Genomic DNA, 20917 nt, shown 5'->3' with positions numbered 1-20917 from the left:
CTCGGCTCGCTGAGTTGGGCGGTCTCTCAGTGGCTGCTGGTCTGGATGTTCGCACGCCTTGGAGGAGGCGCCGCAGCTGTCGGCACCTATACGCTGGTCCTTTCGATCGCGACGCCTGTTTTCGCGCTTGCCCAGTTCGGCCTCCGAACCGTCTATCTGAGCCTGCGCCAGGAGTTCCCGTGGTGGTCCTACCTGTCGTTGCGGCTCTGCGGCATCGCAGCGGCGTGGGCCTTCCTCGCTCCCTATTTCGGCGTCACCCATGCTGATGACGCCGCACTCTGGATCAGTGTCCTAATCCTCAAGGCCGCCGACCTCTGGTTCGACCTGCTCCAGGCTAGGTTGCAGCGGGTTGGCCGTCTGCTGACGCTTGGCGTGCTCAACCTCCTGAACAGCGGGATGACGGTCGTGCTCGCTTTGGTTCTCATCTGGCTTACCCGGTCGGTCGCCCTGGCCGTGCTGGGATCCGCGGTGGTCTCGTTCGGTGTCGCGCTCACTGCTTGGTGGCTGGCCCGAGATGCAGCGCCCGTGTCGGTGCCACGCGAACGCGGGTACGGCGAGATCATTCGCGCAGGATTCCCGGTCATGCTCGCCGAGGCTCTGGCATCCGCGTCGACGTACCTCCCTGTACTCATCTTGTCCAAGATCGCCGAAGAATCCCGCGTGGGAATATACGCGGTTGCTTCCTACGTCCTGACGTTCGCCAACCTGAGCGGGGCGATCCTGAAGAACGTGCTGATCACACCGTTTAGACACACCTTCGAAGCTGAAGGCTCAAACGCTCTGCTTCGGCGGTCTCGACGTATGGCGATCGTATGCGCACTTGTCGGCATCGCCGGCGCAGTGCCAGTCGTCTTGCTTGGCGGAGCGGTCATCCGAGCCATGTATGGGCCCGAGTTCGTGATGTCGTATGCGGAGCTGGGGTTGCTGAGTGTCGCGGCCGTGCCGCTGGCGCCTTCTTACATCTACAGCACGACTCTCAATGTGTTCAACCGTTTCGTCGGGCAGGCATGGATCTGGGCCGGAACCATCGTTCTTGGTGTTGCCGCCGGCATAGCGCTGGCAGCGCTCGGTGTCGATCCTCTACTGATTGCGCTTGCGGTCGCGGCGACCTCCGCGTGGACCCGATTCTCGTGCGTGCTGTTCCTGGCGGAACGATTCGGACATGCGGTGCAGAGAGTGCGAGCCTGACAGCACGCGGAGCCCCGCGCCCAGACGACGCGTAAGCGATCTTCGGGCGACGGCTTCATCGCAAGACCTACTCCCGCATGACGGGCGCCCTCGTCATGTCGAAAGCCGCCCTCGTAGCTTCTTTGTACTCGGAGGGCGTAATCGCCCAGGCTCGGATACCTGTCAGGGATTCGCGTGCGGCAAGGCCGATCGCTTCATCGAAGACGAGCGACTCGCATAGAAACCGGGCGGGGAGGCCGATATGGGCGGAGAAATCCGAGATCTTGCGGTGATGACTGAGAGCAAGAATCGGAACGTCGCACAAGTAGGCGACAATCAGGCCGTGCAAACGCTGTGACCACACCGCCTGCGAAGAAGCGATGAGAGCGATGGTCTGATCAATCGTCTCGTACCGATGAAGTTCGATGTCGGGATGATACGCGTTCAGCCGACGATGAATTTCTTGGGCGAACTCCACGTCGCCAAGCCTCGGGCGCACATTGAGCGCGAGAAGCTTGACGGGCATGTCCACACTGGGTAGCAGACGGGAGAAGAACTCAACGACGTCATCGACCGACTCCTTGGAGTCGTTCGAGACGCAGATCGTCAGGTACTCACGCTGCGACGCCGGCACGATGGGCATTGGATAGAGGGCGGCGAGGTCGCCGCCTACGGTCACGTCCGTTCCGATGCGGCCTCGAGAGGCGATGTCCCGGACAACGACGCGGTCCATCTTTGCGACGTAGTCGCGAACGCGCTCTTTCGCAGCCGGCGTCGCCCACGGACCGAGCGAGATGCCTATGCCCTCGATCGACCTCCGCTTCCGGAACGCGCCGCTCCGAGTGCGTTGAGTCCCCCTGACGTCTTCGAGCACTGAGCCCCCACAGAGGGCAATCGTGTCGCACCACACTGCCCCGATGATCGCCTCGATCAGTCGCGTGGCACGGCCCAGTACTCCCAGGTTCTGATGTAGCGCGGGCACGGGCGTGATGAAGGACCTCACTCGGGCACCCGGCCCCCAGAGGAGCTCACGATTCCGTTGGATCGCCGCACGAAACAACTCATCGCCGAAGTTGTCCCATCCGTAATAGCCGATGGCGTTGATGCGTCTCATTACCTGCCTTGCTTGGATCAAGGGTAGTTACAGCCTGACTAGCCGGCTACCTTCAGGCCTCTTGGCCCTCAGAGCGATGCCACATCCCGGCAGGCTTCCAGGAGAAGCGTTGCCCCATCGAATCTCCGCGTTTTCCCTGACCAGGCTAGCGCGTTATCCTGATATGCCAGTACGCGTCAGCACGACCGCAGCATCGCGCGACCAGCAGTCAGCTCCAAGGACTTGGTGTCGCGATGCAGCATGGCTGCTCGACTTGTTTGAGGCGGGACACCTGCCCCGACTGGCCGCTGCAACACCGTGACCATCTCGCCTTCATCGGCTCGACACGTCACGCCTGGATGGGTAACGAGCGGAGGACGGCGGATGGCAGAGCCACTCGTGTCGGGCGAGCCGGCCAGGCATCGCCGCCTTGAACTATTGGACGTGCTGCGATTCGTCGCCGCCCTCATGGTCGTTTGCTTCCACTGGCTGTTCAACGGAATCAGTAATGGCAAGATCGACAGCGTGCCTTTCACACCGTTGGCACCGATTGCCGTCTACGGCCTGTATGGGGTTCACCTGTTCTTCTTGATCAGCGGCTTCGTAATCGCCGAATCGGCAAGAGGTAAGAGTTCCGGCCAATTTGTGGTGAGCCGCGGTGTCCGCCTGTTTCCCGCCTATTGGGCTGCAATGTTGGCGACAACGGTTGTCGTTAATGCGTGGGGCACGACTGAGCTGCACGTCTCCGTTGGACAGTTCCTGGCGAATCTCACGATGGTCCCTTCTCTCTTCAAGCAGCCTGCCGTCGACGGCGTGTATTGGACCCTTACCATCGAGCTCACCTTCTATCTGCTCGTCCTGGTCATCCTGCTGCTCGGGCAGGGCCGACACCTCGATTCAGTGTTCCCCGTGTGGGCCGTTCTCATGCTCCTGGTCCTGATGTTCGCGCCTCATGTGTCGTCCCTCCCCTACCTTGGCGGCTATTACGCGTTCTTCGCGTCCGGAGCGATCATCGCAACGATCCGGAGGCGCGGATTCAGCCTGCTCCGGGCGCTCGGCCTGAGCGCGGCGATGATCACAGCCTTCACCTTCGTAGGACGGAATCTGATCGACTTCAACGATGCGCACGTCTTCCGCGCATCACCCGTCGTCGTATTCGGGCTCATCGCCGGCTTCTACGTGGCATTGTGCCTCCTCTGGATTCCCCGCGTCGGAACCCTCACGATCCCGCTCTCTCGGCCGGTCAGCGACCTGACCTATCCGATATACCTGCTGCACGCGCATATCGGATACACGGTCCTGCAGCAACTGGGAACGGCCAGCGACCTCTGGCTCGTCTATCCGTTGATGCTGATCGGGCTCATGATCGCAGCATGGCTTCTGCATTGGTGCGTTGAGGTCAAGGGGAAGAGCTTTTTGTACCGCGGGTTCGGGATGCTTCGGCGGCCGTTCGACTCGGTCCAGCGCACGATGGATCGCTTCGCCCTGCGCTGGACGACGTGACTTCGTTGCGCAGGTCGGACTGCATCCGGAGGTCCTCGGCACGGCGCTCGCACCCCGCACCACGGGCCTTTTCACAGGCTCGCCCCTGATTGGATGGACACATGATGAGCACGCCTTCCTCGCGCCGGGAACACCGCAGACGCGACGCGTCACGGAAGACGGAGCAGGACGGATCCGACCGCCGCAAGCGCCGGATCTGGCCGTGGATCGTCGGAGGCGTGTTCGCGGTCATCATTGTGCTGGCTGTCGGCGGCGGCATCATCGGCAAGCACGTCTACGACCAGGCCCTGTCCGCGCGCGGGCAGCTCGAGGCCGCGATGACCGGCGTGCAGCAGGTGCAGAAGGCGGTGCTCGTCGGCGACCTCGACACCGCGGCGAAGAGCGCCCGCACGGTCTCCGAGCACACCACGGCCGCGGTCGCCGCGACCAAGGGCTGGCAGTGGGGCTTCGCCGAGTCGCTCCCGGTCGTCGGCTCCAACCTCTCCGCGGTGCGCACTGTCGCCGAGGTGACCGATGGCCTCGCGACCGATGTCGTCACCCCGGCGGCGAGCGTGAAGCTCAGCGACCTCAACATCTCGAACGGGCGCATCGATCCGGCCGCTCTGATCACGCTCGCGACCACCTTCGATTCCGTCGACAAGGGGATCCAGAAGGCCACCGCCGACCTCCGGAAGGTCGACAAGGCCGCCCTCGTCGGCCCGGTCGCCGACGGCGTGCGCAAGCTCGACACCGAGCTGAGCGCCCTGCAGCCCACCATGAAGACGGCCCGCGAGGTGCTCGGCGTGCTGCCCGACGCCCTCGGCGCGAAGGGCCCGCGCACCTACCTGCTGATGTTCCAGGGCAACTCCGAGGCGCGCAGCCTCGGCGGCAACGCGGCCCAGTTCCTGCCGATCACCGTCGAGAACGGATCGATCACGCCGGGCAAGGTCGTCAGCAGCTCCGACTTCCCGCAACAGGGACGAACGGTTCCGGTCACGACCCTCGACCCTCAGGCCGTGAACATCTTCGGCGACAAGATCGGGCGCTACACCCCCGATTTCACGATGGTGCCGAACTTCCCGGAGGCCGTGCGGATCCTGCGCGCATGGTGGGCGGAGGACATCGGCACCCCCGTCGACGCGGTTCTGTCGATCGACCCCGTCACGCTCTCCTACATCCTGGAGGCCACGGGACCGGTGACCCTCGCGACGGGCGATCAGCTGACGTCCCAGAACGCGGTCCCCCTGCTGCTGAACCAGGTGTACTTCACCTACCCGACCGGCCCCGAGCAGGACGCGTTCTTCGCCTCCGCCGCCGACACCATCCTCGCCGCCGTCACGAGCGGCAAGGCGTCCCCGGTGAAGCTCGTCCAGGCGCTGTTCCGCGCCGCCGACGAGGGACGCCTGCTCTACGTCAGCACGGATCCTCAGCAGACCACCCTGATCGACGCCTCCCGGATGAGCGGCATCATGCCGACGACCGACAAGGACCAGAGCGTCCTCGGGGTCTATCTGAACGACAACACCGGATCCAAGAAGAGCTACTACCTCGACATGAAGATCGACGCGTGCCGCACCGATCAGATGGTCAAGGGTTCGATGACGTTGACCTCGAACCTCACCGAGGCCGAGGCTGCGAAGCTGCCGCCGTACATCACCGGTCCCTACTTCGCCCGCAGCGACATCAGCAGCTACCTCGTGTTCTACGGGCCGGCCGGCGGCACCCTGTCGAGCATCACCCTCGACGGGCAGCCTGTGGCGCCGATGAGCCAGGGCGAGCATCTCGGGCGCCCCGCCGTGAAGATCGAGATCCTGAACCGCTACAACGACTCGCACACCGTGGACGTCGCGTTCACGGCCCCGGGTCCGGGCGGACCGCTCAAGATCTGGACGACCCCGATGTCCCGGGCGACCTCCACGACCGTGGAGCCCGCCTGCAAGTAGTCCGGCTATCGCGGACCGGGCGCATCGGCAGGCTCAGCCTGTGCGCCGCGCCTTGCTGACCGCCCGCACGATGCCGATCCCGACCGCGGTTCCGAGGGTGTTGGCGACCACATCGGAGATCGTCGAATAGCGGCTCGGCATCGTCAGCTGCACGAGCTCGATCATCACGCTCGCCGCGCACCCCGCCGCGACGACGGACCACGTCGGCAGCCCGCGCCAGGCGATCGGCAGCAGCAGCCCGAGCGGCACGAAGAGCGCGATGTTCGCCGTGAACTCGAGCACGGTGTACGCGACGGGGAAGGGCACACCCCACGCGGCGAGGACCTGCGCGAGGACCGCGACGACACCCGTCACCTTTCCGGCGTCCGCCGCGGGCAGCCACGTGAGCAGCAGGACCCCGATCGAGTACGGCACCAGCAGGATCCGCGCGGCCCGGGCCAGAGGAGCGCGAGAGGCTGCATCCGCGGCGGGATGCAGCCTCTGCTGCTCTTCGGTACCGTCCGAAGAGGAACCTCGATCCTCAGAGAGCGAGTCGCTCACGCACCACCTCGGCGAGCGCGTGGGCATGCGCGTGCGCCGACGCTTCGTCGGCGGCCTCGACCATCACGCGCACGAGCTGCTCGGTGCCCGAGGGGCGCAGCAGCACGCGGCCGGTGTCGCCGAGCTCGGCCTCGACGGCGCGGACGGCCTTCTGCACGTGCTCATCGTCGGTCCTGGTGCGGTCGACGTCCTTGACGTTCACGAGCTTCTGCGGATACACGGTCATGATCGAGGCGAGCTCTGCCAGCGTCTTGCGCTGCCGTGCCATCTCGGCCACGAGGTGCAGACCGGTCAGCACGCCGTCGCCCGTGGTGGCGAAGTCGCTCATGATCACGTGCCCCGACTGCTCGCCGCCCAGCGAGTACCCGCCGGCGTTCATGTCCTCGAGCACGTAGCGGTCGCCGACGGCGGTCTGCCGCACGGTGATGCCGTGCTCGCGCATCGCGACGTGCAGACCGAGGTTGCTCATCACCGTGGCGACGAGGGTGTCCTCCGCGAGCCGTCCGCGCTGCTTCATCGCGACCGCGAGGATCGCCATGATCTGGTCGCCGTCGATGACGGTGCCGTTCGCGTCGACCGCGAGGCAGCGGTCGGCGTCGCCGTCGTGCGCGATGCCGACGTCGGCGCCGACGCGCACGACCTCGGCCGCCAGCTTGTCGAGATGCGTGGATCCGACACCGTCGTTGATGTTGATGCCGTCGGGATCCGCCCCGATCACCGTCACCTTGGCGCCGGCGTTGCGGAACGCCTCCGGCGAAGCGCCGGAGGCCGCGCCGTTCGCGCAGTCGAGCACGACATGGATGCCGTCGAGCCGATGCGGCAGCGAGGCCAGGAGGTGGATGACGTAGCGGTCCTCAGCGTCGGAGAACCGGCTCACCCGGCCGACGTCGGCACCGGTCGGCCGCAGCTTCTCGCCGCTCATCGCCTCTTCGATGCGCTCTTCGACGACGTCGGGCAGCTTCACGCCGCCGCGGGCGAAGATCTTGATGCCGTTGTCCGGCGCCGGGTTGTGCGACGCCGAGATCATGACACCGAAGTCGGCGTCGATGTCGGCGATGAGGAACGCTGCGGCCGGGGTGGGCAGCGTGCCCGCATCGAGCACGTCCACTCCGGACGACGCGAGCCCCGCCTCGACAGCGGCGCTGAGGAAGTGTCCCGAGATCCGCGGGTCGCGGGCGACCACGGCGGTGAGACGCTTGCCGGCGGCCTTGCGGGCCTCGGCAATACGGCCCTGGCCCAGGACGACGGCAGTCGCCTGGGCCAGGGTGAGCGCGATATCGGCGGTGAGGGGGCCGTTGGCCAGCCCCCTCACCCCGTCCGTACCGAACAGAGCCATAGAGGGACTGTAGGGTTTAGCGCTTCGAGTACTGAGGAGCCTTGCGGGCCTTCTTGAGACCAGCCTTCTTGCGCTCCTTCACACGGGCGTCACGCGAGAGGAAGCCGGCCTTCTTCAGGGTCGGGCGGTTGTTCTCGGCGTCGATCTCGTTCAGCGCACGGGCGATGCCCAGGCGCAGGGCGCCGGCCTGGCCCGAGGGGCCACCGCCGGAGATGCGCGCGATCACGTCGTACGCACCGGCGAGGTTCAGCACCGTGAACGGGTCGTTGATGAGCTGCTGGTGCAGCTTGTTCGGGAAGTAGTCCTCGATCGCGCGGCCGTTCACCGTGATGGTGCCGGCACCCGGGACGAGGCGCACGCGGGCGATGGCCTGCTTGCGACGACCCACGGCAGCGCCGGGGACGTTGAGAACGGGGCGCGGAGCGGTCTCGACGGCGGCGGCCTCAGGGGTCTCGGTCGAGAAGTTCTGCGGGAATTCGGTGGTGTCGATGTCAGCCACGAGTATGTCCTTGTTCGTAACGGCGCTTACTGGGCGACCTGGTCGAGGGTGTACGTCTTGGGCTGCTGAGCGGCGTGCGGGTGCTCGGAGCCGGTGTAGACCTTGAGCTTCGCCAGCTGCTGGCGGCCCAGGCTGTTCTTCGGGAGCATGCCGCGGATCGCCTTCTCGACGGCGCGGACCGGGTTCTTCTCGAGCAGCTCGGAGTAGGCGACGGCCTTGAGCCCGCCCGGGTGACCCGAGTGGCGGTAGGCGATCTTCTTCTGGAGCTTCTGACCGGTGAGCGCGACCTTGTCGGCGTTCACGATGATGACGAAGTCACCCGAGTCGATGTGGTTGGCGAAGGTGGCCTTGTGCTTGCCGCGCAGGAGCGCTGCAGCGTGCGAGGCGAGGCGGCCGAGAACGACGTCGGTGGCGTCGATGACGACCCAGTCACGCTGGACCTGCCCGGCCTTGGGGGTGTAAGTGCGCGTCACGATAGTGCTGCTTTCTTGATCGAACGGAGAGGTTCGTGAATCCCACTCCGGGGTGGTTCGAGTTGGACGTTGAGCGAGCACCGCCGAAGGCGGAGCGAGACGAAACGCCGAACAGGAACACGCCAGTGGAGGGCTCACGTTCGTGCGTGCGACCAGCAGTGATCGCACACCAAGGAGAAAGTTTACGGGATCCGGCGCGGTTTCCCAAACCGCGCCGGAGGGACCGTGCGGCCGCTGATGCGGCGTCTCGCTGTCCTCCCCACGGCCGGATCGGTCAGCGGCGGAGCAGGAACGACAGACGACGGGGGCGGCGCAGCCCGCCACGGTCCCAGAGAGCGCCGACGTCCCCGGTCTGGCACTCCTCCGCGGCCGGACTGCGCCGGCGAGAGCCCAGGGCAGGGGGAGAAGGGCCCGTGTGCTCTCTCTTCTGAGGAGTCGCGCGCCCCACGGAAGTGACGCGTGCGCGACGTCAGGGCTCGGTGAGCGTGAACTCCAGCGGCACTCCGCGCGGCATGGGCGCATCGGGATGGGCCGCGTCATAGACGCCGACCGCCGGTCCCGCCTCGGCTTCCGGCCCCCAGACACCGTCGTCGTAGAGCAGCTGCACCGAGTAGGAGTAGAACCCCCGGTCCTTCATCAGGATCCTGCCCCGCGCCTGGCCGTTGCCGTCCAGAGCGATCGTCGCGGTGTTGCCGCCGAACAGGGACAGCAGGACGTTCCCGTTCGCGGGGCCGTTCAGGGTGATCACGATTCCCGTGCTCGTCGCCTCGGTCGTGGTCATGTCGTTCACGCCGGTCATGCCCTCGAACCCGCGGACGGCGACGGGGAGCACGGTGAAGGATCCAGTGGACGGCGCTCCCTGCGCGGTGGCGTCGTAGGCCCACACCCGGTAGTCATAGGTGCCGGTCGACCACACCACCTGGCGCAGGTCGTAGCTCCAGCTGCCGTCGTCCGCGACGGTGGGGAGATAGGTGCCCGAATCGAACTCGACCGCGATCGCGTTGTCCGGCTGCGTGCGGCCCGCGATGATCGGTGCGGCGTAGCCGGACGCGGTCGTCGGCGTCGTGAGGCCCGGAGACAGCGCGGGCTGGGTCTCGGTGCCCGGCGATGGGGTCCCCGGTCCCGTCGCCGGAGCGGGCGGATCCGGCCTCGGTGCGGGCTGGGCGGCCGTGAAGTCGATCACGGGCACCCCCGGATCGTCGACGTGGCGCCCGTAGTCCCCTTCGACGGCGGGGATCTGCGCCGGTGCGGGCTCCCCCGCATCGGGCGTCGCTCCGGCCTGCGGCCCGGACGGCGCGGGCTGCGGCGCCTCGGCCTGCGTGCTCGACGGCACAGGCCGATCGGGGGCCGCGTCGGCGGGGCCCACGGTGAACAGCGACGAGATGATCAGGCTGCCGGCCGTGACCGCGGCGACTCCGCCTCCGATCAGCCAGCTGACGGTGGCGCCACCCGCGACGACCGCGAGGGCCGCCGCGGTGGTGCCCGACGACAGAGTCGCCGAGGCCGTGCCGACTCCGGCGGAGCCGAGCAGCACCGCGAGAGTGTTGCGCTGCAGGCGGGAGGCCGCTCCTCGAAGACCGATCAGCAGATCCGCGCAGTCGCGGCAGTCCGCCACGTGACGGCTCACCTCGACGGCGAGCGCGCCGCCTCCGGTCTCCGTCAGGTACTGCGGGAAGAGTCGCGCGACGTGCGAGGGATCGTCCCGCAGGTCGAACGGGATCTGCCGGGTGAGCCACTGGAACTTCAGTCCCGCCCGCGCACGCCGTTGCAGCGCCGACACCGCATTCGGGCGGATCTGCAGCTCCTGCGCGATCTGCGGCCGGCCGGCCTCGACGACCTCGGCGAGCCACAGCACGCGCTGCCACCGCTCCGGCAGCGCCTGCAGCGCGGCCAGCACATCGGTCGCCTCGCTGTCCTGCTCCGCGATGCTGAGCGCGTCGCGCTCGTCGGCCGGCTCGGCCTCGACGTCGACGAACTGCTCGGCGTCCTTGCGCCACCGAATGGCCGTGTTGCGCAGGACGGCCTTCAGGTACGACCGGAAGGCGAACTGCGGGCCCGCGTCGGTCGTGGTGACCTGCTGGTAGATCGCCAGGAACGACTCCGAGACGAGATCCTCCGCCCGCGCCGGGAGGAGCCGCTGCGCATAGCGATGCGCGGCCGGGGCGTGACGGTGCCACAGCACCTCGTAGGCGCTGTTGTCGCCGGCGCGCAGCGAGCTCAGCAGCTCTGCGTCGGTGCGTGAGTCGACCACGAACCCTCCCCAGGAATCAGGTTCTCCGGCGATCGGCGCCGAGGGCGGGCACCCGCATCCTCGGGGGACGCGCTGCCGTCCTCAGGATAGCGGCGGGACCGGATCGGATCCGCGGCGATCAGTCCGCCGAACAGCCTCCGACGACGGCCTTCACCATGGCGGCCCACTGGTAGATCGGCTGCCAGAGCCGCATGCCGAGATCCATCGGCTCGGAGATGCCGACGACCGGTGCGGGGATCGGAACGCATCGACCGAAGATGTAGCGCGAGCGCATCACGTGCTCGTCCCCGGTGACCACGACCGGATGCTTCAGTCCGTCCGAGGCCACCGCTTCGGACAGGGCGGCCGCCTCGCCCGAGGTGGTCCAGGGAGCGGCGTGCACGCAGACGAACTGCGGCTTGCAGACCACGCCGTGCCAGACGGAGAGGTACACGGGCACTCCCCCGGCCTCCTGGGCGATCCGCTCCCCCGCCGCGATCCGGTCGTCGGTCGGCGGCCCGAGGATGAAGACCGCATCGACGTCGTGCACGTCGTAGGAGTCGGACGGAGTCGCGTAGACGGAGATGTACGCCGCGGCGTAGAGGGCCACGAGTCCGAGCACGATCCCCAGGATCCAGCCGCGGCGACGGCGACGCGACGAACCGGAGGACATGGGAGGGAGCGTAATCGATGGACGGCATGACCGGCGCGAGGATCGGGGCACGCCGCGCAGGACGCCGTCCCGCGTGAGTCCGGCGGCGGATGCGCTCTGCCGCGTCGGTGCCCATGGCTCTCCCCAGTCCGGCCTCTCGCCGTTCCGGTGAGCGCACGCCCCCGCGCACCGACCGTCGCGACCGGGGGTCGCACTCGCCGCAGGCCGTCGTGACGAGAACGGGATCCACCCAGAACTCGGATCCCGCAGAACCGGGGATATCCCGGTACCGACGGAGGTGTGCTTCGGGGTGAGCAGGAAAAGGCTAGACGAGCACTCGCTCAGCTTCGAGCGCTGACCCCTTGGCGGGGTCGTGGGGCGGATTCTCCGCCGATCCGCGTCACTTCACCGACCTCATCGACTCACGCCGACGACACCCGGGCCTGCTCGCTCGCTCTCCGCGCAACGGCGAGACGAATCGCGAGAGCGTCGCGTCACGTTCGGCCCGCGAGTCACTCCTTCCTCATGAGGTCCTCCTTCATGAGGAGAGGTCCTCCTTCATGAGGAGGGATGCTGCGGTCCGCGGCGCTCTCCCCGCACGATGCGCGGACAGGCCGAATTCACGAAAGGAGTCGCATGGCGGCGAGGAGGAGCACCGCGGCGAAGGCGCGGCGGGTGGCGGTCGTCGAACCCCACGTGCTGCAACGCAATCGCACGGTGGAGCTGCTGCACCGCGACGCAGGTCTCGATGTGGTGTTCGCCGGGGAGTCGGTGCTCGCCCTCATGGCGTGGATGAGCGCGCGGGAACGCTCCGGCTGGCCGCACCTGCTCGTCACGGAGCTGCTCGGGCCGGGGCTGGGGGCGCGGGATCGCGCGGCGGTCGGCGCGCTGCGGGATGCGGGGGTGCGTGTGCTGCTGATGTCGTCACTGCATCCGCGCGGGGCAACCCAGCGGATCCTGGACGAGGGCGTCGACGGCGTCGTGTCGAAGATCGACGAGGAGGTCGAGCTGCTGCGCGCCGCCGGGCGGGTGCTCGCGGGCGAGCCCGCGATCACCGAACGAGCCCTCGCGGCGCTGCGGATGGCTCCGACCGCGCCCCGCCTCTCGGAGCAGGAGACGAAGGTGCTCGAGTTCTATGCGGTCGGTCAGCCCATCGACGACATCGCCGCACAGATCGGCGTCCGGCCCGACACCGCCCGCAAGTATCTGAGCCGCGTGAAGGAGAAGTACGTCGCCCTCGGCCGCCCGGCGAAGACCCGCCTCGACCTCGCCCGCCGCGCCCACGAAGACGGCCTGGTCGAGTGATGGGGCGACCTGACCGCAAGCCATTCCGGCCCGCACGCAAAGAGGCCGGCCGCCCTCAGATCTCTGAGAGCAGCCGGCCTCTTCATCGACCGGTGAACGGTCAGCGCGGACGGTTCGGTCCGACGCTGCCTCGGGCGAGCAACAGGTTGAGAAGCGCGGTCTGGACGAGGCCGAGATGCAGCGCCGCCACGTCGTAGCGACCGACGGGGAGCCCCTGGAGCGGCAGCGGGATCGGCCGGCCTCCGCCGTTCGTCGGCGCGTTCTGCGCGTTGACGGTGAGCACCAGGATGTTCTGGAGGATCCCGAAGATCCCCGACAGCAACGTGTTGACACCGCCGAAGAGGGCGTTGAGCGTGCCGGCAGGACGGAGGAGGGCGTCGAGCGCCGTGAGAACCACGTTTCCGACGCCCGAGAGGAGCGTGTTGAGCACCGGGCTGAGGTCGATGTTGACGGGAGTCCCGGGCGAGCCGAGCGCCCACAGGACCGTCTGGAGGCTCGCGGTCGCGGTACCACTGAGGAACTGCGCGAGCGAGCCGCTGAGGTTGAGGTCGGCCACGATACCGTTTCCCGCGACGCGGAGGTCGATGTGCGATGTGACCGTGATCGTGATCAGGGGCTTGAGCACCTCGATAAGCGCTGTGACCCAGTCGTTCAGGATCGTCGTCACTGCGTCCGTGGGCAAAGGCGCGTCGACGAAAAGCCTGGTGTTCGGGCCGCGCGAGTTCAGGAACGCGTCGACATTGCCCGTGTACGCACCGCCAAGCACTGCGCCCAGGTCGAGGAGCGCCGTGCCGGCGCCGAGGTCGAGTTGGAGCGCCTTGCCCGTCCCCGCCGGGATGGGCTGGGTGAGCAGGGGACTCGTGTCGATCGTGACCGTGACGTTCGCCGCGTTCACCAGCGGGGTGAGGATGGCGCTGACGACTGGACCCAGGGGGCCGAGCCCGGCTGTGAGAGCAGACTTGATCGCTGCCAAGGAGATATTAGCCGGAAGCGTATTCAGGAGCGTCGAGAGTGCCGTGGCCAGCGATCCGACCACATTCGATGAGATCAGCAGGCGAAGGTACGCCAGCAGGTAGTCACGGGTGACGATGTCGTCATTGCCGGGCGTGCAGTTCGTGTTGTCGACGGACGCACGGCCTCCGACCGCTCCCACCTTGAGCTTGAGGTCGGAGACGTTCGAGAGCGCTCCGCCGAGCGAGGAGCCCACAAGGCTCTCCAGGATGACCTTGAGGTCCAGGGAGCCGACGTCGACGTTGCCCGCAGCGGCGCCGGTGTCGATCACGCCGTTGTTCGAGACGAGACCGCTCGCACCGATCGACTGGCCGTTCGAGTCGGCCTTCGCGTACTGGTTGTACACGCCCGTGTTCGCCGGCACGAGGAATCCGAGCAGGTTGGACAGCAGCGCACCGGTGCCGGAGAGATCGACGTTGATGGCACTCAGCACACTCACGTCCAGCGAGTTGAAGTCGACGACCTGCTGCGGGGTGGCGGGGCCAGGCGTGTCAGCCTTCGCCGCGTTGATCGACGCGAGCAGATCGAGATTCTGATTGCCGATGGTGCCGCTGAGGAACTTGCCGAGACCATGGGAGTTGAAGATCGTGCCTCCGGGCCAGCAACTCGCGGCCGCCATCGGCGCGGAGGTCGCGACCATCAGAGCGGGCACGGTCCAGGCCGCGCCCTTCATGATCGTGCGACGGGAAAGGCCCGCCCGGGTCTCGGTGGAGTCGCCCACCGGCGCAGCCGGGTCGTTCTCGATGCTCATTTAATTAACCCCCGAAGGTCGATAAATCATCCCCAGGATCACCCGATGATCCCGCATACGTCACCCAGTGTGGCCTAGCCGCGGCCGCAAAAGCAATCTCGATGACGTCGCAGAAGTGCTCAGATGTGCGTTCGCTGCGGCCGGAGAGGGTGAAATAGCCGCCCAGACGCGGTCCATCACGCGACAGGATGTGCGTTTCTGTGCGCTCTCCGCCCTTCTCCCACGGAGGCGTGCCTATACTCCCCGGAGCCTCTCGGGCGTCCCAGCGCTTACCCGAACCGCGCGGGTGACACCCGATGGTCACCCGCTCAGGCGACCCCACCCGACCCAGGGTGACGTCGCCCTTTTTCAGGAGGAGTGTCGAGCAGCATGCTGATGGATGACGTCGTCGCGCAAGCGCGGCGGAGCACCTCGGACGGCGATGCCCGACGCCTGGCAGAACTCTTCGACGTGTACACGCTGGAGATGTACTTCGGCATCCCGAACGCCGAGCTGGGCGCGATGATCGCCGGCATCCCCGACGATGAACTGCGCCGGCACCCGCGCGCCCTGCTCGCTGCCGTGACCTTCACCGCGCGCGACGCCGGCGAGAAGCTCCCCGCGCGCACCCTGCGCACGACTCCGTGGGCCGGAGACGAACCCGAGCTGTGGAAACGCTTCGCGGCGGCATGGCGTCAGCGCCGCATCGGCGACGTCGTCACCGCGCATCAGGAGATGCAGGATCTCGTCGCAGCGATCCCCACGGTGACGATGCCACTCGATCGGTCCAACGGCAGCTGGGCACTCATCCTGGGCCAGGCCGGTCTGAGCGCGGCTCTTGCCGGCGACTTCCAGGAGGCGTTGACGTTCTTCGAGCGGGCGCTGCTGATCCCTCCGGCCGGGGGGATGCACTTCCTCGTGCGCGGTTCCCATCTGCGCGCGGCGCTGGTGCACGCCATGTGCGGCGATCGGGCCGTCGCGCGCCTGCATCAGGAACAGGCGGCATCCGTGCCGCGATCCTCCAGCTGGATCGAAGAGCAGCTCGATGCGGAGCGAGACCTCGTCGCAGCGCTGCTCGCAGGGCCCGCCGACGTCTCGGCCGCGTTCGACATCGTCCTCGCGCTCAGCTTCCAGAACACCGGCGAGACCTGGCCTCTCTACATCGACGCACTGAGTCGGCTGGGAACGATGTCCCGGAGAAGCGACGAAGCACGCGAGAGGATTCAGCTGCTCCGTTCCACCGGACTGGGAGGCTTCGCGGGCGTGGGGTTCGCCGGCAGCGTCTTCGGTCAGACGATGGCCCTCGACGCGCTCTACCAGGACGACACCGTTCAGGCAGGCCTCGAACTCGACACGACCGATCGCACGCACTGGCGCAGTCGGATCCTCGAGGGTCTGCTCACGCTGGTCGACGGCACCGACCCGCAGCGCGCGATCCGGATCGCCGAGGGGATCGCCGATCAGACCTCCGGCCTGCGCCAGGCCGAGAACCGGAGGCTCGGGCTGCTCGGCTTCGCCCAGTTCCAGAGCGGTGACGAAGCCGCAGCCGTCGAGACGCTCTCCGCTTTCGCGGGCGGAGTCCCGCCCGAGATCGCCGCGGTACTCGACGCCCTCGCCCCACGACTCGCGGCGCTGGCCGCCGAGCTCGTCGCCGGCTGGCCGGCGGCCGCAGCGGGCGAATGCGATCCGCTCGACGCACCCGCACTGCGCCAGAGCGAGCTCCGCGTGCTCGAAGAACTCGCCCAGGGCGAGAAGCGCGCAGCGATCGCCGAGGCCCTGTTCATCTCTGAGAACACGGTCAAGACCCATCAGCGCGCCCTCTACCGAAAACTCGATGTGTCGGGCGCGGTTCAGGCCGTGCGCGAAGCCCGGCGGCGCGGCATCCTCTGACGGATGGACCGCCGCATCCGAGCGACAACACAATGGAGTCGGGTTCAGCCCCACGGCTGAGGCCGTGCGAGAGCATCGCATGAACCGTGGTCAAGCCGACGACGGGACAGCAGGGAGTGCTGGTTCGATCCACGTGTCCGATATCGTGGCAGGGGAGAATGATCCGGTGAAGCTGCTTGGGGAGGCCTTCAGGATGAGATCAAGAGATGCCGTCGCGGTGGGCGAAGGCATTGATGACCCGGTCCCGTCGACATGAGTCGGGCCGTGTTGCGCGTTGCCGTCGCCGCCATCGGCGACCCGACTAACCCCTCCCTGTGGTCAGGCACCCCGAGCAACGTCGTGAACACGCTGCGCAACTTCGACATCGAAGTCGTACCAATCGATGTCAGGTCTTCCCGCGACAAGTTCATCGTCGACTCTGTTGCCTTGCCATTGACCGCGATTGGCCTCGCCCGGCGCGGGATCCACGCCGGATTGGACCGCGAGCGAAGAGTTGCTCAGCAGTCCATGTTGCTCTCACGCGCGCGCTCGCGTGCCGGTAGAGAGCTGTTGGAACACCATGGCGCCGTCGATGGCATCATTCAGATCGGCACCGGATATGACTTGGGACATCCGAACACGATCTCCTACGAGGACATGACCATTCCTCAAGCCCTCGACTGGCCCGAAACCTTTTGGGGCGACGTTCCTCGCCGAATGGTCCGCCCGCGGGTTCGACAGCAGTCGTTCGCCTACCAGCGGCAACGAGGAGCTGCCTTCTGCACGAGTTGGGCGGCGGAGTCAGCAGTCGCTCAACTCGGGTGCCCCCCGGACAAGGCGCATGTCGTCGGCATCGGAGCGAACTTCCTGACGGCAAGGCGTCTGGAGCGCGACTGGTCTACGCCTCGCTTCTTTTTCGCCGGGCGCGAATGGTCGCGCAAGAATGGCCCCATGGTGCTGGAAGCCTTCGCCGAGGTGCAGAGGGCGTTCCCTCAAGCAGAGCTGCACCTTGCTGGACACCACCCTCGCATTGAGCAGCCTGGAGTCATCGACCACGGGCATCTCGACCTCAGCGACCTGGATGATCGTGCCGAGATGCTCGATCTCTGGCAGACGTCGACGTGCTGCGTCGTCCCCTCGCGATTCGAGCCCGCTGGCATCATCTACGTGGAAGCGATGCATGCCGGCATTCCGTCTATCGGCACGAGAAACGGTGGCGCCGCCGATATCATCGGCGACGCCGGCGTCGCCGTCGATCCCAGTGACCTCGACGAGCTGACGCGTGCGATGCTGGCATACTCCGATCCTGTCGTCGCGGCCACTGTGGGAGCACGCGCACAGCGGCGCAGCGCCGAGTACACCTGGGAACGCGTCACCACAGCACTTCTCGGAGCACTGGGGTCCAGCCGAGTTGGCGTACCCGAGACCGACGAGGACCACCTGCAATGAGTTCACCTGAACCGTTCCCCGATGAGAGCGCCACCGTTGACGCGCCCTCCACCCACGACAACGACACTTGGCCTGGATGGTGCACCAATGTCGTCATCGCTACCCCGCACTATCCGGGGCGAGGCGGGACAGAGACGGTCGTGGCGAATCTCATCCCGATGTTTCAATCAGTCGGTGCCGAGGTGCAGGTGATCTCGGTCTACCCGAGTGTCGGCTCCGCTCAGCCGGTTACGACGACAACGACGCTCTTCGATCGGCGCGCTGATCTCCAGACTCGGTCGATAACGGGTCGGCGTATCAGCCTCGGCACCCTGAGCCGCATTCCGATGCTTGTCGCCAAGCGATGGGACATCGTTCGCAGTCGCCGCAAGCTCGCGCGCATCTTCAGCTCCCTGGGTGCCGAAACACTCGTCATCGCGACGAGCGCCCGGGTCGCAGCACTTCTGCCCACCGCACGCTCGACGGACCAGCGGAACCGGCCCATCGTCGTCTCGCAGTATCACATTCCATTCGAGGCCCAGGTCGAGGTGGAGGGCGTCGGACTGCCGGTGAGCCGCAGCATCGATGTGGACGCGTTCGTCGCGCTGAGCAATGAAGACGCGCAACTCTTCACCGCTGTCTTGGGAACTCGCTGCGCTCGCCTCCCGAATCCCGCCGAAGCTCCACGGATCCCATCGGAGACGTCTGACGGACGTGCTTCGAGCTCGACCGTGGTGTCGCTGTCGCGTCTGTCAGGCGAGAAGCAGATCGACAGGATGATCCGGAGCTTCGTGCGAGCCACGGACATCAACGGGCTTCGGCACTGGCGGCTCCACATCTACGGCGACGGGGATGAGCGATCGCACCTCGAAGAGGTGATCGCTCAGACCAGTGGCGGAGGCGACCGAGTCCGGCTCATGGGGTGGGCTGACCAGCGCGACGAAGTATTCGACGGAGCCTCGCTGCTGCTGTCAACGTCTCGTTTCGAGTCGTTCGGGATGAACGTGCTCGAAGCCGCTCAGTACGCCACCCCTACTCTGGCGTTCGCGTGCTCGCCGGGCATCATCGACCTTGTCACCGATCTCGATGGCGTACTCGTCGCCGCGGACGATGACGCGGCGTTCGCCGTGGAGCTCCGGCGGCTGCTCTCCTCGCCGGATCACCTCGGGCAACTCGGCGAGCGCGCACGGCAGCACAGCGAGAAGTACTCGACATCCTCCATCGTCGGCGAATGGGGCGCCTTGATCCGGCGGATCCGTGAGGGGCGCGAGCAGTTCCGACCTTGGTGGCAAGCGAGCTCTCACGCGCAAGGAATCGAACCATGACAAGTCCCGTACTGGAGATGGAGTCCACAACCCGAGTACTGGTGATCTCCCCGCACTTCGACGATGCGGTGCTTTCGGCTTGGGCGCTGCTCTCACTGCCCAACTGCCCTACGGATGTGCTGACGGTCTGCGGCGGTGTTCCCGTGCCGACCGTCACGACGAAGGCAGACCGGGCCTGTGGATTCATCGACAGCGAGGAGGCCGTGTCCGCCCGCCGCCGCGAGGACGAGAATGCTCTCAGCGTCGTCGCTTCGTGGCACGGATGGCTGCCGCTCGTCGATTCGCAATATCTCCACGCCCCTCGGGACGAATCAGACGCTCAGGTTCTGGTGCAGGCCGTCATGGCGTGGGTTGATGAGTACGGTTCACCTGATGCAGAACTCGCCATCGCCGTACCCGCCGGCGCGGGAATACGCGCACCGCATGCGTCATCGCGGCGTCCGTCCGGGCGCCCTCCGCGCGGAGGCGCTGCGTTCGCATGGCTACGCGCACTGAAGCACCAGTTCGCCGTACGCCGACGTCGACGCGTACTCGGCGACATGGCCCCTGTACACCCCGACCATCTCTTCGTGCGTGACACGGTGCTGAACACTCGTGAGCGCTTCGGCTCCATCAGCGTGCTGCTCTACGAGGAGCTTCCCTACCTGTGGTCGTCGAAGGCGGACGGCGAAGTGGCGGCGCTCGGCGAGCATGAGCATTTCTCGGCGGACTCATTCGAGATCGACATCGATCAGAGATTGAAGCAGCAAGCGCTTAGCAACTACGCGAGTCAGTTGACGTCGATCGACCCTTCAGGTCGATTGCATGAAGCCACGCTCCTTCCCCCCTCGGAGCGCTATTGGCGAGTTCGTCCCCACGGTGAGCACAAAGCATGGTCGTAGGTTGGCGACGTTCTCTGCCCGGCGTGCTCCGCATGGCCGCCCGCCGTTGGTCGTCGACCTCGCATTGGCGCAATCGTTCGAAAGTCGCTCGCGGCCTGCGTCTGCCCCCATTGCCACGGACCCCGGGTGCTGTCTGGGGGATCGCGATGGTCAAGAACGAGGCCGACATCATCAGCAGCGTGATCGAGCACAACTTCGCGCAGGGTCTGGATCGGCTATTGATCGTCGACAACGGGTCGACCGATGGCACACTGGCACTCCTGCATGACCTCGCACGGCGCTTTCCCATCGACATCGGGACTGACTCCGAGGTCGGATACTTGCAAGAACACAAGATGACGGCCCTCGCGGCCCACGTGCGACGGGCAGGAGCCGATTGGGTCGTCCCCTTCGACGCGGACGAGTTCTGGTTCGCGCCCGGCACCACAGTGGCCGAATTTATCCGCGCTACCGATGGGACACAGGTCGAGGCGCAGATGTTCAACATCTTTCCCACCGAGCAGAAGTCGGCGATCGCCGACCTTTCAGGGCCGATCCGGTTCGACCTTCATCCCCACAAACTCCCGAAGACTGCGGCGCGCTCGCATCCGCTGCTCTGGGTCGAAGCAGGCAATCACGGAGTGGTGCGGCCTGGGCTGATCTCAGGGGGGCTGAAGATCATCCACGCTCCGTGGCGAAATGAGGATCAACTGATCCGCAAGCTGCGCCAAGGAGCGCGCGCCTTCGCCGAGACCGATGTGGCGAAGACCGGCCGCCATCAGACCCATTGGACTTCACTTGGCGGGGCGGAGGAGGAGACGCTCCGCAACGCATGGAGCCGCCTGCTCGTGGGACAGCCATCCCCCTTGCTCGGGTGGAATCCCGCAGGACCGTTCCTCAGCCTGGATCCCGCGCCGTGGCGCACCTGGGATCCTGATCACGTGACGGGGACATAGCGCGGGACCGAGCCGCGG

At 66.8% G+C, this 20917-nt stretch carries 17 protein-coding genes; 9 read left to right on the top strand and 8 right to left on the bottom strand.

The window, feature by feature from the left end; all coding sequences use genetic code 11:
* Nucleotides 1-45: 45 nt before the first annotated feature.
* A complete protein-coding gene (locus WFJ17_RS13230) occupies nt 46-1188 on the top strand; it encodes a lipopolysaccharide biosynthesis protein (protein WP_336648662.1) in 1143 nt (380 codons plus the stop codon).
* Between the two features lie 67 nt (nt 1189-1255).
* On the opposite strand, the gene WFJ17_RS13225 is transcribed toward WFJ17_RS13230, so the two are convergent.
* A complete protein-coding gene (locus tag WFJ17_RS13225) occupies nt 1256-2281 on the bottom strand; it encodes a polysaccharide pyruvyl transferase family protein (RefSeq protein WP_336648661.1) in 1026 nt (341 codons plus the stop codon).
* A gap of 363 nt (nt 2282-2644) precedes the next feature.
* Between WFJ17_RS13225 and WFJ17_RS13220 the strand changes: the two genes are divergently transcribed.
* Both WFJ17_RS13220 and WFJ17_RS13215 read left to right on the top strand, forming a co-directional pair.
* Nucleotides 2645-3763 (top strand): acyltransferase family protein, encoded by a 1119-nt coding sequence (locus WFJ17_RS13220; protein WP_336648660.1) that lies wholly within the window; start codon nt 2645-2647, stop codon nt 3761-3763.
* 101 nt (nt 3764-3864) lie between these two features.
* Complete coding sequence (locus WFJ17_RS13215) at nt 3865-5685, top strand: DUF4012 domain-containing protein (protein ID WP_336648659.1); 1821 nt, start codon at nt 3865-3867, stop codon at nt 5683-5685.
* A 33-nt stretch (nt 5686-5718) separates the two neighbouring features.
* Here WFJ17_RS13215 and WFJ17_RS13210 read toward each other — a convergent pair whose 3' ends face one another.
* The 6 genes from WFJ17_RS13210 to WFJ17_RS13185 all read right to left on the bottom strand — a co-directional run bounded on the left by WFJ17_RS13210 (nt 5719) and on the right by WFJ17_RS13185 (nt 11436).
* Complete coding sequence (locus WFJ17_RS13210; protein ID WP_336648658.1) at nt 5719-6099, bottom strand: VanZ family protein; 381 nt, start codon at nt 6097-6099, stop codon at nt 5719-5721.
* 106 nt (nt 6100-6205) lie between these two features.
* On the bottom strand, nt 6206-7561 hold the full coding sequence (gene glmM / locus WFJ17_RS13205) for a phosphoglucosamine mutase (RefSeq protein ID WP_251445698.1): 1356 nt from the start codon (nt 7559-7561) through the stop codon (nt 6206-6208).
* Between the two features lie 16 nt (nt 7562-7577).
* Nucleotides 7578-8060: a 30S ribosomal protein S9 gene (rpsI, locus tag WFJ17_RS13200; RefSeq protein WP_251445695.1), complete on the bottom strand. Its 483-nt coding sequence runs from the start codon at nt 8058-8060 to the stop codon at nt 7578-7580.
* 26 nt (nt 8061-8086) lie between these two features.
* On the bottom strand, nt 8087-8533 hold the full coding sequence (gene rplM / locus WFJ17_RS13195; RefSeq protein WP_045249783.1) for a 50S ribosomal protein L13: 447 nt from the start codon (nt 8531-8533) through the stop codon (nt 8087-8089).
* Between the two features lie 469 nt (nt 8534-9002).
* Nucleotides 9003-10784 carry a sigma-70 family RNA polymerase sigma factor gene (locus WFJ17_RS13190; RefSeq protein WP_336648657.1) on the bottom strand — a complete coding sequence of 594 codons (1782 nt, stop codon included), beginning with the start codon at nt 10782-10784 and terminating at the stop codon, nt 9003-9005.
* Nucleotides 10785-10902: 118 nt separating this feature from the next.
* Nucleotides 10903-11436 carry a hypothetical protein gene (locus WFJ17_RS13185; protein WP_336648656.1) on the bottom strand — a complete coding sequence of 178 codons (534 nt, stop codon included), beginning with the start codon at nt 11434-11436 and terminating at the stop codon, nt 10903-10905.
* A 615-nt stretch (nt 11437-12051) separates the two neighbouring features.
* Between WFJ17_RS13185 and WFJ17_RS13180 the strand changes: the two genes are divergently transcribed.
* Nucleotides 12052-12720, top strand: a complete 669-nt coding sequence (locus WFJ17_RS13180) for a helix-turn-helix transcriptional regulator (RefSeq protein ID WP_336648655.1) — start codon at nt 12052-12054, stop codon at nt 12718-12720.
* A 100-nt stretch (nt 12721-12820) separates the two neighbouring features.
* Here the strand turns inward: WFJ17_RS13180 and WFJ17_RS13175 are convergent, their stop codons facing one another.
* Nucleotides 12821-14482 (bottom strand): choice-of-anchor G family protein, encoded by a 1662-nt coding sequence (locus WFJ17_RS13175; protein WP_336648654.1) that lies wholly within the window; start codon nt 14480-14482, stop codon nt 12821-12823.
* A 369-nt stretch (nt 14483-14851) separates the two neighbouring features.
* On the opposite strand from WFJ17_RS13175, the gene WFJ17_RS13170 reads away from it, so the two are divergent.
* The 5 genes from WFJ17_RS13170 to WFJ17_RS13150 all read left to right on the top strand — a co-directional run bounded on the left by WFJ17_RS13170 (nt 14852) and on the right by WFJ17_RS13150 (nt 20899).
* Nucleotides 14852-16351 carry a helix-turn-helix transcriptional regulator gene (locus tag WFJ17_RS13170; RefSeq protein WP_336648653.1) on the top strand — a complete coding sequence of 500 codons (1500 nt, stop codon included), beginning with the start codon at nt 14852-14854 and terminating at the stop codon, nt 16349-16351.
* 339 nt (nt 16352-16690) lie between these two features.
* Nucleotides 16691-17779 carry a glycosyltransferase family 4 protein gene (locus WFJ17_RS13165; RefSeq protein WP_336648652.1) on the top strand — a complete coding sequence of 363 codons (1089 nt, stop codon included), beginning with the start codon at nt 16691-16693 and terminating at the stop codon, nt 17777-17779.
* Nucleotides 17776-19083 (top strand): glycosyltransferase, encoded by a 1308-nt coding sequence (locus WFJ17_RS13160; RefSeq protein WP_336648651.1) that lies wholly within the window; start codon nt 17776-17778, stop codon nt 19081-19083. The genes WFJ17_RS13165 and WFJ17_RS13160 overlap by 4 nt, the downstream gene beginning before the upstream one ends.
* A complete protein-coding gene (locus tag WFJ17_RS13155) occupies nt 19080-19964 on the top strand; it encodes a hypothetical protein (RefSeq protein WP_336648650.1) in 885 nt (294 codons plus the stop codon). Before WFJ17_RS13160 ends, WFJ17_RS13155 begins: the two co-directional genes overlap by 4 nt.
* A gap of 146 nt (nt 19965-20110) precedes the next feature.
* On the top strand, nt 20111-20899 hold the full coding sequence (locus WFJ17_RS13150) for a glycosyltransferase family 2 protein (protein WP_336648649.1): 789 nt from the start codon (nt 20111-20113) through the stop codon (nt 20897-20899).
* Nucleotides 20900-20917: the final 18 nt, after the last annotated feature.

The sequence above is a fragment of the Microbacterium sp. MMO-10 genome (assembly GCF_037148715.1).
Lineage (GTDB): Bacteria > Actinomycetota > Actinomycetes > Actinomycetales > Microbacteriaceae > Microbacterium.
Note: the sequence above shows the minus strand (reverse complement) of the source record. Positions and strands in the feature narration are given on the sequence as shown.